This is a genomic window from Devosia sp. P2_G7 (assembly GCF_056403495.1).
In genome coordinates, this window is record NZ_JBFUFI010000013.1 from 99280 (window position 1) to 117491 (window position 18212).

The window sequence follows — 18212 nt, forward strand, 5'->3', positions numbered from 1 at the left end:
TTGTGTTCTGCCACTCGGTCCTCGCTGGGTCAAGTGATATAAAGGAAGCTTTATGTCTCCGTGGGGCGGCTGCGGAGAAAAATCATGCGACCCGGCGCGGCCGCCGCGCCGCAATAAGCGAGCCAAAAATGCCGAGGCCCACGGCCAGCCAGAACGGCAGGTCGCCGATGCGATTGAAGATGGTGCCGCCGGGCAGTGGCTCGGATGGAACCACGTCGAGGACGCCGATCTGGTTCTCCGCCAGCTGCGCGACGATGCGGCCGAGCGGATCGACGCTGAGCGTGACACCGGTGTTGGCAGCCCGCAGCATCGGCAGCCCGGTCTCGACGGCGCGCATCCGCGCATGGTGGGCATGCTGCGCCGGGCCGATCGAGCCCATGAACCAGGCATCGTTGGTGACGTTGAGGATGAACTTCGCTTCGGACGGGTCGCCGATATCGCCTGGGAACACCGCTTCATAGCAAACCAGCGCCAGGAAGGGCGGCGTGCCCGGCGGCGTCATCAGCCGGCGGCCATCACCGGCCGCCCAGCCATTGGTGCCCGGCACGAACTGGTTGATGCCGAACAGCCGCCAGAAGCTCTGGAACGGCAGGTATTCGCCGAACGGCACGAGATGCGACTTGTCGTAGCTGGCGACCACTTCGCCGGCCGTGTCGATGGCAAGGATCGAGTTGAAGCCCGGATTGTCGGGGATCGGCAGACCATCCTCATCCAGCGGTTCGCGTGGTGCGCCGGTGAGCAGCAGCGTGCTGTCGGGGAGCATGCGAGCGATACGAGCGATGCCGTCCGGGTAGTTGGTGAGGAAGAACGGAAACACCGATTCCGGCCACACCAGGTGCGTGACCCCAGATAGACCGGGATCCGAAGGGGTCAGCTTGGTCTCCGACAGGCTGATCAGCTGGTTGATGATGGCATCGGGGTCGGCCACGCTCCAATCGGCGTGATCGAGGATCATCGGCTGCACCATGCGCACCTTCATATCGGTACGCGCGACCAGCGTCGTGCTGGTGAGCCGCCAGTTGCCATATGCCACCTGCGCCGCAATCACCGCCACGGCGAGGAAGAACGGGACCAGCCGTCGCACCAGCCCGCGCTGGTCGGCCGGCCAGATCAGCGCCGGGGTCATGGCGATGAGCGCCGCAAGGAAGGTGAGGCCGTAGGTGCCGATCACCGAGGCGAGCTGCAGCATCTCGTCATTGGCGGTCAGCGCGTAGCCGATGAGGTCGAAGGGGAAGCCGGAGAACAGGTGGCCGCGACCCCACTCGGCCAGCGCTAGCAGACTGGCGAGGGCAACGATACGGAACGCGCCGCCCGACCACAGCATGTGCGCCAGCGCACTGGCCAATCCCCAGAAGAGCGAGAGGATGGCCGCGAGCCCGACGATGGCGAACGGCATCAGGATGAGGAAGAAGCCGCCTGCCTGGAAAAACGCCGCCCCAAGCCAGTGCAGCGCTACTGTGAAGTAGCCGAGCCCGAAGGCGAAGCCGATCTGGAATGCCGGACCGACCAGCCGTCGCCAGCCGCTGCGTCGTTCGGCGCCATCGAGGGCCCAGACCCAGACCGGCAGCGCCAGGAACAGCGTCGGCAGCAGGAAGAATGGCGGCACCGACGCCGCAGCCAGCGCCCCCGCCGCAACGAGGATCAAGAAACGTCGCCAGCCGTGGCTCAACATCACGGTCTCGGCGAGCCAGGTCATGCGGCGCTCGAATCACAGGGCATGTGGCAAGGTCGCGGGGTCGAAGCGTGGGGTCAAGACGGCAACGGCGTCGCGGGCGGGACCAGCGCAACTGAGATCAAGCGACTGGCTCGACCGTGCCCCGCAGCATCGCGAGCGAAAGAACAAGGGAGACGGCAGTGACGAACTGGAACAGGGTAACGCCTGAAGCGGCAGGGTTCGCCGCCAATCTGGAACGGAAGCTCGCTGCGGGGTTCGAGTCGGGGCTGCTGCTGCCGATCCACGCGCTGCTGGTAAGCCGCGCCGGCAAGCTGGTGCTCGAACAGTATTTCGAGGGCGAGGACGAGAGCTGGGGCGATCCGCTCGGCCGGGTGCAGTTCGGCCCTGAGGTGCTGCATGACCTCCGGTCGGTGACCAAGAGCATCGTCGGCCTGCTCTACGGCATAGCGTTGGAGCGTGGGCTGGTGCCGCCGTTGGACGCGCCGGTGATCGAGGCCTTCAAGGAATACCCTGACCTCGTCGCCGACCCGGAGCGGCGCAAGGTGACGGTGGCCCACACGCTCAGCATGACCATGGGCATGGAGTGGGACGAGAACAAACCCTACACCGACCCGACCAACAGCGAGATCGCCATGGAGATGGCGTCGGACCGTTACCGCTTCATACTCGACCGACCGATCATCGGCGCACCCGGCGAGAAATGGGTCTATTCCGGCGGCGCCGTGGCGCTGATCGGCGCGCTGATCGAACGCGGCTCCGGCATGAAACTGCCCGACTTCGCCCGCGAAGCGCTGTTCGCGCCGCTGGGGATCACCGATTTCTACTGGCTCGCGGGGAGTGACGGGGTGGCGTCGCCCGCGTCCGGATTGCGGCTGACCGCCCCGGACCTGCTGAAGATCGGCATGCTGCTGGTCGATGGCGGGCGGTTCGAGGGGCGGCAGGTGGTGCCCGAAGCGTGGATCGAGGCGTCCTGGACGCCGGCGGTGCAGACCTGGGACGGGCTCGGTTACGGCCGTCTCTGGTACATCCACGAGGCGCCGGCGCCCGGCTACGACAAGCCGCTGCGCTGGATCGGCGCCTTCGGCAATGGCGGCCAACGCCTCTGGCTGGCGCCAGAAGCCGGCATCGCCTGCGTCATCAACGCCGGCGACTACAACCTGTTCGAGCGCTGGGTGACGCCCGCGCGGATCTGGCGCGAGATCGTGGTGGGGAATGTGGTGCGAGCCGGCTAGCCAGGCCACCCAACCCACCGCCGTCATCCCCGCGAAGGCGGGGACCCAGTGGGATGCCTCGGTCCCACCTGGCGCTGCGATATCGCACTAGGGTTCCCGCCTTCGCGGAAATGACGGCGGTGGGGCTGGTAGCTCGGCGAAGCTACTCCGCGGCCGGAGCCTGCGTGCCCTCGGGCGCTTTCGTCACCGGCGGTTTCGGCGGCCGTGGCTTCGGCTGCTTCGTGCGCTTGATCTTGACGCGTTTGACCTGGCGGCTATCGGCCTGCAGCACTTCGAACTCGAAGCCCTTGATGCCGTTTACGTGCTCCCCCTTGGCCGGGACGTGGCCGGCCAGTTCGAAGACCAGACCACCGAGCGTATCGACCTCGTCGGCGTGGGCGCCCGGATCGAAATCCGGGCCGATGACATCGCGCACCTCGGTCAGTTCGGCACGGGCCGAGGCGATGAAGACGTTGGAGTTGATCTTGCGGACCAGCGCCACGTCGTCGTCGTGCTCGTCCTCGATCTCGCCAACAACCGCTTCGAGCAGGTCCTCGATGGTGACGAGGCCGTCGGTGCCGCCATATTCGTCGATGACCACCGCCATATGGACGCGTTTCAGCTGCATCTGCTGCAGCAGGTCGCCCACCGGCATCAGCGGCGGCACGAACAGCACCTGGCGCACGATATCGAGCTTTTCGAGTTTCGAGCGGAGCGGCGGCGAAACCAGCTTGACCGGCACCGCGGCCTCCGGATCGACCACCGGTTCGGTGATGCGGCGCAGCGCATCCTTCACGTGGATGAAGCCGGTGATGTTGTCGAGGCTGTCGGAATAGACCGGCATGCGCGAGTGACCGACCTGACGGAAGCGGCTGACCAGCACGCCGAGCGTTTCGGTGTTTTCGATCGCCTCGATGTCGGCGCGGGGGATCATCACGTCTTCGACCCGCTTTTCGGCGAGGTCGAGCACGTTCTTCAGAATGGTCCGCTCGGACTGGGTGAAATCGGCGGTGCCGCCGTTGTTCTCGGATTCGAGGGCGACCTCGAGGTCGTCGCGCAGCGAAACCGTGCGCATGGCGACGAGGCCGCGCACCGAGTGCCACAGACGTTGCCCCCACGTGGCCGCGGGGGCGGGACTAGAAGGAGGTTCGCCGTTGGATTTGGCGGGCGCCGGTTTTTTGGGCGGCGCGGACGGACTGTCGGAGTCGTTCATCGGGTATGGCCGCGTGCGGCCTTCAATTCATCGGAGGGTGTAATTTAGCTATCGGCGTAGGGATCGGCAATGCCGAGGGTCGCGAGGATCTCGGTTTCGAGCCCCTCCATCTCCTCAGCGTCCTCTTCCTCGATATGGTCGTAGCCCAGAAGGTGCAGGAAGCCATGCACCACGAGGTGGGTGAAGTGGGCCTCGAAGGTGATGCCCATCTCGGCCGCTTCTCGCTCCACCGTCTCGCGCGCCAACGTGATGTCGCCGAGCAATCCAGCGACCGGACCGAACGGCTCGATCTGCGGGAAGCTCAGCACGTTGGTGGATTTGTCGAAGCCGCGCCATTGATGGTTCAGCTCGCGCTGCTCGGCGTCGTCGGTGAGCACCACCGACACCTCGGCCACGCCGGCGACCTTGGCCTCCGACTGCTTCAGCGCTTCGCGGATAGCGGTTTCGGCGATGGCCTCGAGGTCTTCGGGCCAGCCCTCCGCGTTGACCGCGAAGGCGATTGATAATGGGGCTTGCATCAGGCCTTCGTGTTGTTCTCGGCCAGCCGGCGGGCGGTATCGGCCTCGTAGGCGCGGACGATCCGGCCAACCAGCGCGTGACGTACCACGTCCTTGTCGTTGAAGCGCGAGATATGCACGCCCTCGATGCCGTCGAGCAGCGATACCGCCTCGATCAGGCCCGACTTTTCGCCACGCGGCAGGTCGACCTGGGTCGGGTCGCCCGTGACGATCATCTTGGAGTTCTCGCCCAGACGGGTCAGGAACATCTTCATCTGCATCGAGGTGGTATTCTGCGCCTCGTCGAGGATGACCACCGCGTTGGCCAGCGTGCGGCCACGCATGAAGGCGAGCGGCGCCACTTCGATGATGCCCGAGGTGATGCAGCGCTCCACATGCTCGGGGCGCATCATGTCGTAAAGCGCGTCGTAGAGCGGACGGAGGTACGGATCGACCTTGTCCTTCATGTCACCCGGGAGGAACCCGAGGCGCTCACCGGCTTCAACGGCCGGACGGGAGAGAATGATGCGGTTGATGTCGCCGCGCTCGAGCAGCGTCGCGGCATGGGCCACCGCAAGGTAGGTCTTGCCGGTACCGGCCGGACCGACGCCGAACACCAGCTCGGAGCGGTCCATGGCGCGCATGTAGGCATCCTGTGCCGGGGTGCGGGCAACGATGGTCGCCTTGCGGGTCGCGATCTGCGCCATGCGCACCCTGCCCTTCTTCTCGAGCGTGGGCAGGCTCAGCTGGCTGTCCTCGGTCTCGATCATCCGGATGACGCCGTCGACGGTTGAAACCTCGATTGGCCCGCCTTCTTCGAGTTGCTCGTAAAGCGACTCGAGGACGCGCCGTGCCTGATCGACGGAGGTCGCGCCGCCCTTCAGCATGACGTGGTTACCCCGCGGTGTCGCCTGCACGGACAAGCGCTGCTCGATCAGGGCAAGATGCTGGTCGAAATCGCCGTAGAGTTGCGCGGCGAGCTTGTTGTCTTCGAAGGCGAGTTCAAGCTGGGAGGATGGGCCGTGGTCGGAAGACGGGGGCAAATGCCTGCTCAAATCTCTGGTAGCTCCGTAATGGCAGCCTCAGATATGGGCCGCGGTGGCTCGAGACTCAATAACGCTAGCAGGATTCGGTTCCGCAACTGTGACAATCTTGCCAATGAGGGAATTATTCCGGGCTGCGACTATCTCCACCGGAATGATCTGTCCGATCAGCCGGGTCGCGCCTTCCATGTGCACCGCCTGCAGGTAGGGCGAGCGGCCGCCGATCTGGCCGGGCTGGCGGCCGGCCTTCTCGATCAGCACCGGCAGGGTGCGACCGACAACGGACTGATGAAACGCGTGCATCTGCGTGTTGATCTGGTCGTTGAGGCGCTGCAGGCGCTCGGTCTTTTTTGCTTCGGCGACCTGGTTCTCCATCGTCGCACCGGGCGTGCCGGGACGGATCGAGTACTTGAACGTGTAGGCGGACGCATAGCCGACATCCCTGACGACCTGCATGGTCTCTTCGAAATCGGCATCGGTCTCACCGGGGAAGCCGACGATGAAATCGCCTGACAGCGCCATGTCGCGGCGCGCCGCCTTGATGCGCTCGATGACGCGCATGTACTCGGCCCGGGTGTGGCGGCGGTTCATCGCCTTGAGGATGCGGTCGGACCCGGACTGGATCGGCAGGTGCAGGTAAGGCATCAGTGCATCGAGGTCGCGATGCGCCTCGAGCAGCTCGTCGGTCATGTCGAGGGGGTGCGAGGTGGTGTAGCGGATGCGGGCGATACCCGAGATCAGCGACAGGCGATAGCAGAGCTCACCGAGGCCGACGCTGCGGCCCTTGGCATCGAGGCCGTGATACGCGTTGACGTTCTGGCCGAGCAGCGTCAGCTCGCGCACGCCGGCTTCGGCAAGGTTCTGCGCCTCGCGCAGCACCTGCTCGACCGGGCGCGAAACTTCGCTGCCACGAGTGTAGGGCACCACGCAGAACGAGCAGAATTTATCGCAACCTTCCTGCACGGTGAGGAAGGCGGTGAGCCCACGCGCCAGCGTGACTTCCTTCTTCGCCGCCGGCAGATGCTCGAACTTGTCCTCCTCGGGGAAGTCGGTGTCGACCACCTTCGCGCCATTATGGGCGCGGGCGATCAGCTGGGGCAGGCGGTGATAGGATTGCGGGCCGAACACCAGGTCGACGGCCGGTGCCCGGCGGACGATCTCGTCGCCCTCGGCCTGCGCCACGCACCCGGCGACGCCGATCATCAGGTCCTGGCCGTTGGCCCGGCGCTCCTCGCGCAGGTCGCGCAGCCGGCCGAGTTCCGAGAACACTTTCTCCGAGGCCTTTTCGCGGATGTGGCAGGTGTTGAGGACGACCAGGTCGGCGTCCTCCATCACCTGCACCGGCTCGTAGCCGTGCGGCGCCAAGGCATCCGCCATGCGGTCGGAATCGTAGACGTTCATCTGGCACCCGTAGGTCTTGATGAACAGCTTCTTGGGCGTGTGCTCGGTCATGGGCGGCTGAATACACCGAAGTGGCGGGGAGTGCAAAAGCCGGGGTGGCAGCAGACGCCCGATTGGGGCAACCTCCGCGGCCTGGAGAACGCCCATGACCAAGAACCTCGATACTCTCGCCCTGCATGGCGGCGACGGCGCCCGCGTCGTCGGCGAGCCGCTGGCGCCGGCACCGGTGCTGTCCACGACCTACTTCACCCATCCGGACGCCGTTGGCTTCTCCGCCTCGGACCTCCAGGCCGACGCCCCGCATTTCTACACCCGCTGGAGCAATCCGACGCTGGAGCTGCTGGAGAAGCGCCTGGCGCTGCTCGAGGGCGGTGAAGCGGCACTGAGCTTTGCCTCCGGCATGGCGGCAATCACCGGGCTGTTTGCCGGGACGCTCAAGGCTGGCGACCATCTGGTGCTGTCGGACGTCTGTTACGCTGGCGTCGCCGAGTATGCGCGCCACGCCCTGCCGCGACAGGGGGTTGCAGTGTCGTTCGCCGACAGCTCGGACCCGCAGAACGTCGCGGCGGCGATGCGACCCAACACCCGGCTGGTGCATATCGAAACGCCGGCCAACCCGATCCTCAGGCTCACCGATATCGCGGCCGTAGCGAAGATTGCCCACGCCGGCGGCGCAGAACTGTCGGTGGATTCGACCATCGCCACCCCGGTCGGCACCAACCCGATCGCGCTCGGCGCCGACTATGTCTGCCACTCGCTGACCAAGTACCTGTGCGGTCACGGTGATGCGCTGGGCGGAGCGGTGATCGGACGGGCCGACGACATCGCCGCGCTGCGCAAGGACGTGCTGATCCACCACGGCGCGGTGCTGTCGCCGTTCTCGGCTTACCTGATCCTGCGCGGCATCGAGACGCTCGGCCTCCGGATGGAGAAGCATCAGGCAAACGCACGGGCGGTGGCGGAGTGGCTGGAGCAGCACCAGAAGGTGCGCCGGGTACTGTGGCCCGGCCTCGCAAGCCACGAGCAGGCGGAACTGGCGCGCCGGCAGATGCGCAATTTCTCCGGGCTGCTGAGCTTCTCAGTGAAGTCGGACAGCGCCGGCATGGCCCGGCAACTGGCAGAGCGGCTGAAGACCGTCAGCTATGCGGTGTCGCTGGGCAAGACCAAGTCGCTGTGCTTCTACATCCCCACCGAGGACATCCTGCGCTCGTCCTTCGCCATCACCCACGAGCGGAGTTACCGCGACTGGGCCGGCGAAGGCGTGTTCCGGGTCTCGGTCGGCATCGAGGATGCCGATACGATCATCGCCGATTTCGAGAGCGCACTGGGATGAGCGGGTTGCTGAAGGAGATCGTCTTCGATTGCAAACGCGCTGCGCCCCTTGCCCGGTTTTGGGCTCAAGTCCTGACCGGCTACGCGGTGCGCGCCTATGACGACGAGGAGATCGCCCGCCTCGCGGCGCTCGGCCTCACCCCGGACACCGATCCGGTGGTGATGGTCGACGGCCCCGGCCCGACGCTCTGCTTCCACGAGATCGAACGCGGCCGGGTCCAGGGCCGCATCCATCTCGACGTGAAGGTGACCGACCGCGCCGCGGAACGCGCCCGCCTCATTGGCCTCGGTGCCGGCGTGGTGCGGGAAGCCGACGGCTACACCGTGCTGGCCGACCCCGAGGGCAACCACTTCTGCCTGGTGGACTGAACCTACTCCGCCGCCACCGGCAGCGGCGTGCCGCGGTTCAGCGCCACGAGCATGCGGCGAACTTCGTTCTCGGTCTGCTTGGCCAGTTCCTTGCGGTTGGTGCCGGCGCTGAGCGGACGGGGAGTGCCGAAGGCGAGGGTGACCTCGCGGGTGCCGCCGGTCAGGATTTCCTTGATGTTCTGCTTCACCGACTTGGACTTGATCCAGGCGATAAACGAGCGATCGGTGCGGCCGACCGGCAGGCCCTGGAGCTTGGTGTAGGCGATGGTCAGGGGCTGGATCATCACCTCGCCGGCGCCGGCATCTTCCATGGCGTGCTGCGCGGCGCCGATCAGCGCCGAGCGGAACGGCAGCACGTGGGTGCCGATATCTGACTGGCCCTCGGCGAACAGCAGCACGGCGCCACCCGAGGCCATGCGCTTGCCCATCTCCTCGCTCACCCGCTTGGCGTCACTGCGCTTCTTGCGATCGACGTAGAGCGTGCGCTGCAGCGAGGCCATGAAGCCGACAAAGAACCATTTCTGGATCTCGGACTTGGCAACGAACGTGACGTCGGCCTTGGAGCCGACCGCGATGATGTCGGTCCACGAGACGTGGTTGGAAACGATCAGCGTGGCGCGGTCGTGCGAGGGCTCGCCGATCACCTTCACCTTCATGCCGAGGAAGGTGCAGCCGAACCAGTGAAACCAGCGCGGAATCCGGTTGTTGAACCATGGGCTGCGCGAGACGAGGAACTGCAGCGGCACGAACACGATGAGGAACGGCACGTAGCAGAAGATGAAAAACAGGCTGCGGAGGATCATTTGGCCTCGTCCGGCTTGAGCGGCACAGCATAGAGCTCCAGCCGATGGTCGACCAGCCGGTAGCCGAGCCGCTTGGCGATGACTTCCTGGATGGCTTCGATCTCTTCGTTGCGGAACTCGATCACCTTGCCCGAGCGGATATCGATCAGGTGATCGTGGTGCTCGTCGGGGATCAGCTCGAAGCGCGCCCGTCCATCCTTGAAGTCGTGCTTGGTGACGAGCCCCGCTTCCTCGAACAGGTTGAGGGTGCGGTAGACGGTGGAGAGCGAAATCCGCACGTCGATCGCCGAGGCCCGACGATAGAGCTCCTCGACATCAGGATGATCGAGCGCCTGCTCGATGACCTGCGCAATGACGCGACGCTGGTCGGTCATCCTCATGCCCTTCTGGGCGCACTGCTCTTCGAGAGTTTGAATACCGGGTTTGCTCATCGGGCGTCCCCCGTTAAGGTCTTTCCTTGGTCGCGCTCTCGAACCGGAAAAGTCTGCAACTTTTCCCGATCACGCTCCTGAACTCGGTTAGCCAAGATCACGCGCCATGACAATAGCGGTCGCCGGTGTGCCGTCGGGCCGCGGGTAGTAGCCCTTGCGCTCGCCGACGGTCTTGAAGCCCAGCTTGCCGTAGAGCTTCAGCGCCGGTGTGTTGTCGGCGGCCACCTCCAGCAGCATGCGCTTGGCGGGGCTCATCAGCACGGCGTCGAACAGGGCCCGCATCAGCATCAGGCCGACGCCCTTGTTCCGCCACTTGCGATCAACCGCGATGGAGATGAGTTCCACCTCCTCGCCCAGGTGCCGCAGCATGGCGAACCCGGCAATGCGGCGCCGGCTGTCGCAAGCGACGTAGACCGGCGTGTCCTTGCCGGCGACATAGGCGGCGAATTCTTCCCGCGTCCAGCCGCGATAGAACCCTTCGGCATGGAGCCGCGCGATCGTCTCCGCATCGCCGCCACGGGCCGGCTCGACATGGAGGGTGGTGGGCGAGAGCCAGAAGTTCATTGCCCGACCCTCGCAACGCGGAACTTTTCCTGCGGCTTGGCATCGGCATCGCGAACATAGGCCGCTTCGGGCGGATAGTTGCCGGGATCGACGGTGGCGGCGAAACGCGCCAGCGCTGCGATATCGACCAGCGGCGAGGTGACGAGGGCGGCGCCGGGCGGGACGCGTCGACGCGCCTCGTCCATCGGCAGCAGTTGTGGCTCGCCTACTGGAATGCCGGGACCACTGAAGAGCTGGAAATACGCCTCATCGCGCCGCGCATCGAGCAGCACGGCGGTGGCGTCGCATTGGGTGCCGAGCGACAGCGCCAGCAGTGAGGGCACGCCGATGACAGGGATGCTCAGCGCCAGTCCAAGCCCGCGCGCGGCGCTCAGCCCGATGCGGAGTCCGGTGAACGAGCCCGGGCCGGTGGTGACAGCGATCCGGGTGAGGTCTTTGTACGCGACGCTATTGCGCGCCAGCAGTTCGTCGATCGCGGGAAAGATGCGCTCGGCCTGTCCCTGCGCCATGTCCTCGACCAGCGCATCGGCGCGCTCGCCCAGTAGCAGTGCCAGTTGCAGGCGCGGCGCGGCGGTATCGATGGCGAGAAGGACGCTGGACATGAGGGAGAGATAGGGGTTGGCGCAGGGATTGTCATCACCATCGGACCTCTCCCCACACTCGATGTCATCCCAGCGAAAGCTGGGACTCAAGCGGCAGCGGACGCAGGACGTGAGTTGGGTCCCTGCTTCCGGAGGGATGACATCCGGTAAGTGGCGGAACGAGTGCCTCAAAAGCAAATCGCCCGGCATGGGGGCCGGGCGATCGGAAACTCTACCGCTGAACCGAGGCTCAGACCTGCTGCACGGCCTCGACGCCGGGGACGAAGTGGCGGAGCAGGTTCTCGATGCCGGACTTGAGCGTCGCGGTCGAGGACGGGCAGCCCGAGCAGGCGCCCTGCATGTGGAGGAACACGGTGCCCTCCTTGAAGCCCTTGAAGGTGATGTCGCCGCCATCCATGGCGACGGCGGGGCGCACGCGGGTGGCAAGCAGTTCCTTGATCACCTCGACGGTCTCGGCATCGCCCTCCTCGAAGAACTCTTCGCCGGCCACCACTTCGGCAGTGCCGTCGGCGAGCACGGGCTTGCCGGAGAGGAAGTGCTCCATAATCACGCCGAGGATCGCCGGCTTGATGTGGCTCCACTCGGCCGTGTCCTTGGTGACCGAGATGAAGTCGGAACCGAGGAACACGCCTTCGACGCCGGGGACGTCGAACAGGGCGGCGGCCAGCGGCGAAATCGCCGCCGATTCGGCCTGACGGAAATCGCGCGGTTCACCGACCAGCACATCACGGCCGGGCAGGAATTTCAGGGTCGCCGGGTTCGGCGTCGCTTCGGTCTGGATGAACATCGGGCGTTTCGGACTCGTGTTAGAACAATTCCAAAGTAGTGTTTTGGAGCCCGAAACGCAAGGCCTTGGCGCGGCGCGTCAGGTCACCGCGACGATCTGCTCGTCGGTCATGGTGCCGGGGATGATGGTGACGATGACCGGCAGGGCGGCCTGGCCGGCGCGGGTGGCAAAGGCGCTGACCAGCGGCCCGGGGCCTTCTTTGCCGCCGGCCGCCGCGATCACCAGGATGGCGATACCGGGATCTTCGGCGACCAGCCGTTCGATCTCGCTGACGAGGTCGCCCTCGCGGATCACCGTCTCGGTGCGGATGCCCTCGCCGATCTGGCCGATGCGGGCGCGCTTGGCGTCGAGCATGCGCTCGGCTTCCTCGCGGGCCTCGGCGCGCATCACTTCCTCGACGCCGAGGAACTGGGTGAAATCCTGGCTGTCGATGACCGAGAGCAGCACCACCGTGCCGCCGGTGCGCTTCACCCGGTTGGCGGCGAAGGTAATGGCGCGATCGGCTTCCTTGCTCTCGTCGATGACGACGAGAAACTTGCGTTTGTATTCGCTCATGCTGTCAGCCAAAGCGCCGCACCTTCAGCTCGGAAGATGCGGCATTGTTCCAAATGCGCGGCGGGGCCGCAAGCGGCGCGCGAGATCAGCGGACGAAGCCGACGATCTTGCGCACGTCGTCCATGATCGGCACGGCGATGGCACGGGCGCGATCGGCGTTGCGACGGAGGATCTGGTCCATCTCGCCCTTGTCCGCGACGAGCCGCTTCATCTCGGTGGCGATCGGCGAGAGCACCGATACCGCGAGATCGGCCAGCGCCGGCTTGAACTTGCCCCAGCCGGAACCGCCGAACTCGGCCAGCACGCCATCGACCGAGGTATCGGAGAGGGAGGCGTATATGGCGACGAGATTCTCGGCCTCGGCCCGGCCGGCGAGGCCCGCGGCCTCGGTCGGCAGCGCATCGGCGTCGGTAGTGGCGCGCTTGATCTTCTTCGCAATCGTGTCGGCGTCATCCATCATGTAGATGGTCGACATGTCGGAGCTGTCCGACTTCGACATCTTCTTCTTGCCGTCCTTGAGCGACATGACGCGCATGGCCGGGCCGGTGGAGAGCGTCTCGGTCAGGGGGAAGAAGTCATCCTTCACGCCCAGGCCTTTGATCTGCTGCCTGAAATCGTGGTTGAATTTCTTGGCGATATCGCGCGTCAGCTCGAGGTGCTGGCGCTGGTCATCGCCCACCGGCACGGCCGTGGCCTTGTAGAGCAGGATGTCGGCCGCCATCAACGAGGGATAGGCGAAGAGCCCGAGCGACACCGCTTCGGAGTTCTCGCCACCCTCGGCGCCGGCCTTGTCCTTGAACTGGGTCATGCGCGTCATCCAGCCGACGCGCGCCACGCAGTTGAAGATCCAGGCCAGCTCGGCATGCTCGACCACCTGGCTCTGGTTGAAGATGATCGACTTGTTCGGATCGAGCCCCGCCGCGATGTAGGCCGCGGCAATCTCGTAGGTCCAGCGGCGCAGGTCTTCGGGGTCCTGCCACACCGTGATCGCGTGCATGTCGACGACGCAGTAGATCGTCTCATGCGTTTGCTGCAGCGGCACGAAGCGCCGGATGGCGCCGAGATAGTTGCCCAGGTGCAGGTCGCCGGACGGCTTGATGCCGGAAAAGACGCGCGGAGTGAAAGCCATAACCGATAAATCCAGTGTGAAGCTGGGCTTATCGCCGATGAGCGCCCCCGCGCGCAAGCCACCTACCACTCGAGAACGATCTTGCCCTTCTCGCCGCCGGCCGCCAGCTTGAACGCCTCGGCATAGTCGTCGGCGCTCATCCGGCGGGTGATGACCTTGCGGACATCGAGCCCCGACTCGAGCATGGCCAGCATCTTGTGCCAGGTCTCGAACATCTCGCGGCCGTAGATGCCGCGCAGCGTGATCATGCGGAACACGATCTTGCCGAGGTCGAAGATGAACGGCCGCGCCGGTACGCCGAGCAGCGCGATACGGCCGCCCATCACCATGTGGTCGATCATCTGGTCCAGTGCAGCGGGGGCGCCGCTCATCTCGAGGCCGACGTCAAAACCTTCCTTCATGCCGAGCTTGTCCATCACCTCGCGGAGGTTCTGCGTCGTGATGTTGACCGGCACGACGTCGGCGACTTCTGCAGCCAACGCTAGGCGCTCCGGGTTCACGTCGGTGATGACGACGTGGCGGGCCCCGACATGGCGGGCGACCGCGGCGCCCATGATGCCGATCGGGCCGGCGCCGGTGACCAACACGTCCTCGCCGACGATGTCGAAGGCGAGGGCGGTGTGGACGGCGTTGCCGAGCGGATCGAGGATGGCGCCCATCTCGTCGTCGATGGCGTCGGGGAGCGGGATGATGTTGAAGGCCGGGATCCGCACGAACTCGGCGAAAGCCCCGGGAAGATTGACGCCGATGCCCTTGGTGTCGGGGTCGAGGTGGAACTTCCCAGCGCGGCTGGCGCGGCTCTTCATGCCGACGACGTGGCCCTCGCCGGAGACGCGTTGACCGATACTCAGGTTCCTTACGTCGGCGCCCAGAGCGACGATTTCGCCGGAGTATTCGTGGCCGGTGATCATCGGGACGGGGATGGTTTTCTGGGCCCAGTCGTCCCAGTTGTAGATGTGGATGTCGGTGCCGCAGATGCCGGTTTTGTGAACCTTTACAAGCACATCGTCGGGGCCGATATCCGGGATTGGGCGGTCTTCGAGCCAGATTCCGGGCTCTCGTTTGGCTTTGACGAGGGCTTTCACGAGATGATCCCTAGTTCGCGGCCGGCCTCAGTGAAGGCGGCGATGGCGAAGTCGATGTCGGCCTCCGACAGGGCGGCGGACATCTGCGTGCGGATGCGGGCTTTGCCTTTCGGAACAACGGGATAGAAGAAGCCGGCGACGTAGACGCCGCGCTTGTCGAGGGCCGCGGCGAGGTTCTGCGCGAGTGTGGCTTCGCCGAGCATGACGGGAATGATGGGGGTTACGCCGGGGAGCAGATCGAAGCCGGCTTCGGTCAAACCGGTTCTAAATCGATGGCTTAGATGCGTCAGGTTTGAGCGGAGTTCGTCGGCAGATCGTGCAATTTCAATCGCCTTCAGCGAACCGGCCGTTACGGCGGGGGCGAGGGCGTTGGAGAAGAGGTAAGGACGGGCGCGCTGGCGCAGAAGGTCGATGACCGGCTGCGGGCCGGTTATGAAGCCGCCCATGGCACCGCCTAGCGTCTTGCCGTAGGTGCCGGTGATAATGTCGGGCTCGGCGCCAGTAAGCGCGCCGGTGCCGCGACCCTCCGGGCCGAGATGACCGGTGGCGTGGCAATCGTCGACCGCAACTATGGCGCCATACTTGTCGGCCAGGGCGCGAATCTCGGGGAGCTTCGCGACATAGCCGTCCATCGAGAACACCCCGTCGGTGACGATCAGGCGGAAGCGGGCGTTGTCGGCGACGGCCTGCTTCAGCTGGGTTTCGAGATCGTCCATGTCGGAAGTCTGGAAGCGGTAGCGCTTGGCTTTGCTCAGCCGCACGCCATCGATGATCGAGGCGTGGTTGAGGCTGTCGGAGATGATGGCGTCGTCCTCGGTGAGGAGGGTCTCGAACAGCGCGCCGTTGGCATCGAAGCAGGCGGCGAAGAGGATCGCGTCGTCCTTGCCGAGGTAGCGGGCGGTGGCTGTTTCGAGCTCGCGATGCAGGTCGAGCGTGCCGCAGATGAAGCGGACCGAGGCCATGCCGAAGCCGTACTGCTCCAGCGCCTCGGCGGCCGCGTCGGCGATGGCGGGATGGTCGGCGAGGCCGAGATAGTTGTTGGCGCAGAGGTTGACCATCTGCCGGCCGGCGACCGTGACCCGGCCGCCCTGCGGCGAGGTGATCTGGCGCTCGCGCTTCATCAGGCCCTGGGCTTCGATGTCGGCGAGGACAGTGTTCAGGTGGTCGAGATAGCCGGCTTGCATGGTCATTCCTCCGATATGGAGGAAATTCCGCTATAACGGACGAATAGTCAAGTGAGCGCGGAATTTCCGCTTGGCACGGCCAATCTGCTCGGAGATAAAGGCGGCATGGCAAGCACCGAAGCTCCCGATATCGGCCCGATCATTCAGCGCGAACGCAAGGCGCGGCACCTGACGCTGGAGCGGCTTGCGGCGCTTTCGGGCGTGTCGCGCTCGATGCTGAGCCAGATCGAACGGGGCGAATCGAACCCGACCTTCGCGGTGCTCTGGGGGCTGACCCAGGCGCTGAAGATCGACCTCGCCGACCTGATCGCGGGCGGCGCGGCGCATCGCCGGGCGGCGCCGGTGGACGTGGTGACGGTGCCGCTGACGCCTGAGATCAACAGCCCGGAGGGGCATTGGCGGCTGCGGATCTTGAGCCCGACGGCCATGGCCGGGCGGGTCGAGTGGTATGAAGTGGAGATCGCCCCTGGCAGCCGGCTGCATAGCGCGCCGCACGCCGCCGGGACCTACGAGCACCTGACGGCGCAGACCGATGGGCTGCGGGTGAAGACGGCGCTGGGGGAGCAGGTGCTCGGTTCGGGGGAAACCGCTCGGTATCGGGCTGATGTCGAGCACGAGATTGCCAATGAGGGGCGTGAGCCGGCTCGGGCGCTGATGGTGGTGGTGTACGAGTAGGCCTCAGGCCTTGTGCCGCCGCAGGCGCCGCAGCAGCCCTCCGAGAGGCTGTATCCTGGTAATGTGCGCGAGCGCGAAGTAGAGCCCCGCGCCGAACACGCAGAGGGCGAACAGCGCCAGCGCCTGGGCTAGGAACGAATAACCGGGGTCGAACACTGGCCCCAGCAGCACCACAAGGCCATAGAGCGCGCCAGACATTACCAGCGTGAGCAGCAGGATCATGCCCTGCTGGCGCCATTCGGCGGCGGTGATGGTGAAGTGACCGCGGCGGCCTAGGAAGATGGCGAGCAGCACCACGTTGGCCCAGGCGGCTATCGAGGTGGCGAGAGCGATGCCGACGTGCTTCAGCGTCGGGAACAGCGCCAGCGACAGTACGATGTTGATGATCAGCGAGACGAAGGCGAACCAGGTCGGGGTCTTGGTGTCCTTGCGCGAGAAGAAGCCGGGCTGCAGCACGCGGATGAGCACGAAGGCTGGCAACCCGACGGCGAAGGCGAGCAGCGCGTGCGAGACGTTGACGCTGTCGGTTGCGCCGAACTCGCCGCGCTCGAACAGCACCCGGACCACTGGAAGCGCGAGCGCGATCAGCGCGCCGGCGGCCGGCATCGACAGCAGCATCGAGAGGAACAGCGACTGGCTCTGGCTCTGCCGCGCTTCGAGTTCGCGGCCGGCACCGAGATGGCGGCTCAACTCCGGCAGCAGCACCGTGCCGATGGCGATGCCAATGATGCCGAGCGGCAGCTGATACAGCCGGTCGGCATTGTAGATGATCGACATCACCTCGTTGGCGCCCGAGGCGATGATGGTGCCGACGAAGATGTTGATCTGGGTGATGCCGCCCGCAATGATCGCCGGCACCGCAAGGATCCAGAAGCGCCGCACTTCAGTGTCGAACCGCGGCCAGCGCAGTTTCGGCACGAACCCGGCGCGGCGGATGGCCCAATAGACCAGTACGAGCTGGGCGATGCCGCCGAGCATGGTGGCGATGGCCACCCAGAAGGCGGTATCCGGCGCCTCGAGCGTCAGGATGGCGAGCGGGATCAGCGCGCCGATATTGACGATGTTGAGCACGATCGGCGCGAAGGCGGCGGCGAAGAAGCGGCCGAGGCTGTTGAGGATCGCCGCATAGGCCGCCATCAGCGACATGCAAGCGAGATAAGGGAACATGATCCGGGTGAGGAAGACCGTGAGGTCGAACTTCTCCGCGTCACCGACAAAGCCGGGAACGAACAACACCATGATCTGCGGGGTGAAGATCTCGACGAGGATGGTGACGACGAGGATCGCTGCGACCAGCCAGCTCATGATCCGGCCGGCGAGTTCCTTCGCGCCCTCGTTACCCTCGGTCTCGAGCGCGGTGGAGAACATTGGGACGAAGGCGGTGTTGAAAGCGCCCTCGGCGAACAGCCGCCGGAACAGGTTAGGGAAGCGGAACGCGGCGTTGAAGGCGTCGGAGACGGGCGAGATGCCGAGCACGGCCGCCATCAGCGCATCACGGGCGAAGCCGAAGACACGTGAGACGAGGGTGAGCCCGCCGACGGAGAGGAAGTTGCGGTAGAGGCTCAACGCAAGTCCTCCAGCGGAGAGGGCGGTGCGGGAAGAGTACCTCCACCCCTGTCCCCTCCCCTCAAGGGGGAGGGAGACGCCAACACTTGC

19 protein-coding genes are annotated in these 18212 nt (G+C 65.6%); 4 read left to right on the forward strand and 15 right to left on the reverse strand.

Annotated elements, in window-relative coordinates:
- Positions 1-82 precede the first annotated feature (82 nt).
- Entirely contained in the window at positions 83-1696 is a 1614-nt protein-coding gene (gene lnt / locus AC1DWU_RS19435; protein ID WP_477151655.1) for an apolipoprotein N-acyltransferase, read from the reverse strand.
- Positions 1697-1854: 158 nt separating this feature from the next.
- Here lnt and AC1DWU_RS19440 point away from each other — a divergent pair, with 158 nt between their 5' ends.
- Positions 1855-2907 (forward strand): serine hydrolase domain-containing protein, encoded by a 1053-nt coding sequence (locus AC1DWU_RS19440; RefSeq protein ID WP_477151656.1) that lies wholly within the window; start codon positions 1855-1857, stop codon positions 2905-2907.
- 142 nt (positions 2908-3049) lie between these two features.
- On the opposite strand, the gene AC1DWU_RS19445 is transcribed toward AC1DWU_RS19440, so the two are convergent.
- The 4 genes from AC1DWU_RS19445 to miaB form a co-directional block, all read right to left on the reverse strand.
- On the reverse strand, positions 3050-3979 hold the full coding sequence (locus AC1DWU_RS19445) for a hemolysin family protein (protein ID WP_477151657.1): 930 nt from the start codon (positions 3977-3979) through the stop codon (positions 3050-3052).
- Positions 3980-4143: 164 nt separating this feature from the next.
- Positions 4144-4617, reverse strand: coding sequence for an rRNA maturation RNase YbeY (ybeY, locus tag AC1DWU_RS19450; RefSeq protein WP_477151658.1), 474 nt, complete (start codon positions 4615-4617; stop codon positions 4144-4146).
- Positions 4617-5651, reverse strand: a complete 1035-nt coding sequence (locus AC1DWU_RS19455; protein ID WP_477151659.1) for a PhoH family protein — start codon at positions 5649-5651, stop codon at positions 4617-4619. The genes ybeY and AC1DWU_RS19455 overlap by 1 nt, the downstream gene beginning before the upstream one ends.
- A 27-nt stretch (positions 5652-5678) precedes the next feature.
- Positions 5679-7091: a tRNA (N6-isopentenyl adenosine(37)-C2)-methylthiotransferase MiaB gene (gene miaB / locus AC1DWU_RS19460; protein WP_477151660.1), complete on the reverse strand. Its 1413-nt coding sequence runs from the start codon at positions 7089-7091 to the stop codon at positions 5679-5681.
- 94 nt (positions 7092-7185) lie between these two features.
- On the opposite strand from miaB, the gene AC1DWU_RS19465 reads away from it, so the two are divergent.
- Positions 7186-8373, forward strand: coding sequence for a trans-sulfuration enzyme family protein (locus AC1DWU_RS19465; protein WP_477151661.1), 1188 nt, complete (start codon positions 7186-7188; stop codon positions 8371-8373).
- Entirely contained in the window at positions 8370-8741 is a 372-nt protein-coding gene (locus AC1DWU_RS19470; RefSeq protein ID WP_477151662.1) for a VOC family protein, read from the forward strand. The genes AC1DWU_RS19465 and AC1DWU_RS19470 overlap by 4 nt, the downstream gene beginning before the upstream one ends.
- Before the next feature lie 2 nt (positions 8742-8743).
- Here AC1DWU_RS19470 and AC1DWU_RS19475 read toward each other — a convergent pair whose 3' ends face one another.
- From AC1DWU_RS19475 to AC1DWU_RS19515, 9 genes are all read right to left on the reverse strand, one after another.
- On the reverse strand, positions 8744-9544 hold the full coding sequence (locus AC1DWU_RS19475) for a lysophospholipid acyltransferase family protein (RefSeq protein WP_477151663.1): 801 nt from the start codon (positions 9542-9544) through the stop codon (positions 8744-8746).
- Positions 9541-9975, reverse strand: coding sequence for a Fur family transcriptional regulator (locus tag AC1DWU_RS19480; RefSeq protein ID WP_477151664.1), 435 nt, complete (start codon positions 9973-9975; stop codon positions 9541-9543). The genes AC1DWU_RS19475 and AC1DWU_RS19480 overlap by 4 nt, the downstream gene beginning before the upstream one ends.
- Positions 9976-10062: 87 nt before the next feature.
- A complete protein-coding gene (rimI, locus tag AC1DWU_RS19485) occupies positions 10063-10539 on the reverse strand; it encodes a ribosomal protein S18-alanine N-acetyltransferase (RefSeq protein ID WP_477151665.1) in 477 nt (158 codons plus the stop codon).
- Positions 10536-11141, reverse strand: a complete 606-nt coding sequence (gene tsaB, locus AC1DWU_RS19490) for a tRNA (adenosine(37)-N6)-threonylcarbamoyltransferase complex dimerization subunit type 1 TsaB (protein WP_477151666.1) — start codon at positions 11139-11141, stop codon at positions 10536-10538. The genes rimI and tsaB overlap by 4 nt, the downstream gene beginning before the upstream one ends.
- 229 nt (positions 11142-11370) lie before the next feature.
- Complete coding sequence (locus AC1DWU_RS19495) at positions 11371-11928, reverse strand: NifU family protein (RefSeq protein WP_326867316.1); 558 nt, start codon at positions 11926-11928, stop codon at positions 11371-11373.
- A 78-nt stretch (positions 11929-12006) separates the two neighbouring features.
- Positions 12007-12483 carry a universal stress protein gene (locus AC1DWU_RS19500; RefSeq protein ID WP_477151667.1) on the reverse strand — a complete coding sequence of 159 codons (477 nt, stop codon included), beginning with the start codon at positions 12481-12483 and terminating at the stop codon, positions 12007-12009.
- Positions 12484-12568: 85 nt separating this feature from the next.
- The gene (trpS, locus tag AC1DWU_RS19505; RefSeq protein ID WP_477151668.1) at positions 12569-13612 is read right to left on the reverse strand and encodes a tryptophan--tRNA ligase; all 1044 of its coding nucleotides are present in this window, start codon (positions 13610-13612) and stop codon (positions 12569-12571) included.
- Between the two features lie 62 nt (positions 13613-13674).
- Complete coding sequence (gene tdh / locus AC1DWU_RS19510) at positions 13675-14697, reverse strand: L-threonine 3-dehydrogenase (RefSeq protein ID WP_477151669.1); 1023 nt, start codon at positions 14695-14697, stop codon at positions 13675-13677.
- Entirely contained in the window at positions 14694-15881 is a 1188-nt protein-coding gene (locus tag AC1DWU_RS19515; RefSeq protein WP_477151734.1) for a glycine C-acetyltransferase, read from the reverse strand. The genes tdh and AC1DWU_RS19515 overlap by 4 nt, the downstream gene beginning before the upstream one ends.
- 105 nt (positions 15882-15986) lie before the next feature.
- Here AC1DWU_RS19515 and AC1DWU_RS19520 point away from each other — a divergent pair, with 105 nt between their 5' ends.
- Complete coding sequence (locus AC1DWU_RS19520; RefSeq protein WP_477151670.1) at positions 15987-16556, forward strand: helix-turn-helix domain-containing protein; 570 nt, start codon at positions 15987-15989, stop codon at positions 16554-16556.
- Positions 16557-16559: 3 nt separating this feature from the next.
- On the opposite strand, the gene murJ is transcribed toward AC1DWU_RS19520, so the two are convergent.
- Entirely contained in the window at positions 16560-18122 is a 1563-nt protein-coding gene (murJ, locus tag AC1DWU_RS19525; protein ID WP_477151671.1) for a murein biosynthesis integral membrane protein MurJ, read from the reverse strand.
- Between the last annotated feature and the right edge of the window lie 90 nt (positions 18123-18212).

Coding starts and splice junctions, on each gene's coding strand:
- AC1DWU_RS19515 (WP_477151734.1), bottom strand. CDS start 15,881: ATGCAAGCCGGCTATCTCGACCACCTGAACACTGTCCTCGCCGACATC.
- AC1DWU_RS19500 (WP_477151667.1), bottom strand. CDS start 12,483: ATGAGCGAATACAAACGCAAGTTTCTCGTCGTCATCGACGAGAGCAAG.
- miaB (WP_477151660.1), bottom strand. CDS start 7,091: ATGACCGAGCACACGCCCAAGAAGCTGTTCATCAAGACCTACGGGTGC.
- AC1DWU_RS19465 (WP_477151661.1), top strand. CDS start 7,186: ATGACCAAGAACCTCGATACTCTCGCCCTGCATGGCGGCGACGGCGCC.
- tsaB (WP_477151666.1), bottom strand. CDS start 11,141: ATGTCCAGCGTCCTTCTCGCCATCGATACCGCCGCGCCGCGCCTGCAA.
- AC1DWU_RS19495 (WP_326867316.1), bottom strand. CDS start 11,928: ATGTTCATCCAGACCGAAGCGACGCCGAACCCGGCGACCCTGAAATTC.
- lnt (WP_477151655.1), bottom strand. CDS start 1,696: ATGACCTGGCTCGCCGAGACCGTGATGTTGAGCCACGGCTGGCGACGT.
- ybeY (WP_477151658.1), bottom strand. CDS start 4,617: ATGCAAGCCCCATTATCAATCGCCTTCGCGGTCAACGCGGAGGGCTGG.
- AC1DWU_RS19480 (WP_477151664.1), bottom strand. CDS start 9,975: ATGAGCAAACCCGGTATTCAAACTCTCGAAGAGCAGTGCGCCCAGAAG.
- rimI (WP_477151665.1), bottom strand. CDS start 10,539: ATGAACTTCTGGCTCTCGCCCACCACCCTCCATGTCGAGCCGGCCCGT.
- AC1DWU_RS19470 (WP_477151662.1), top strand. CDS start 8,370: ATGAGCGGGTTGCTGAAGGAGATCGTCTTCGATTGCAAACGCGCTGCG.
- AC1DWU_RS19475 (WP_477151663.1), bottom strand. CDS start 9,544: ATGATCCTCCGCAGCCTGTTTTTCATCTTCTGCTACGTGCCGTTCCTC.
- trpS (WP_477151668.1), bottom strand. CDS start 13,612: ATGGCTTTCACTCCGCGCGTCTTTTCCGGCATCAAGCCGTCCGGCGAC.
- AC1DWU_RS19520 (WP_477151670.1), top strand. CDS start 15,987: ATGGCAAGCACCGAAGCTCCCGATATCGGCCCGATCATTCAGCGCGAA.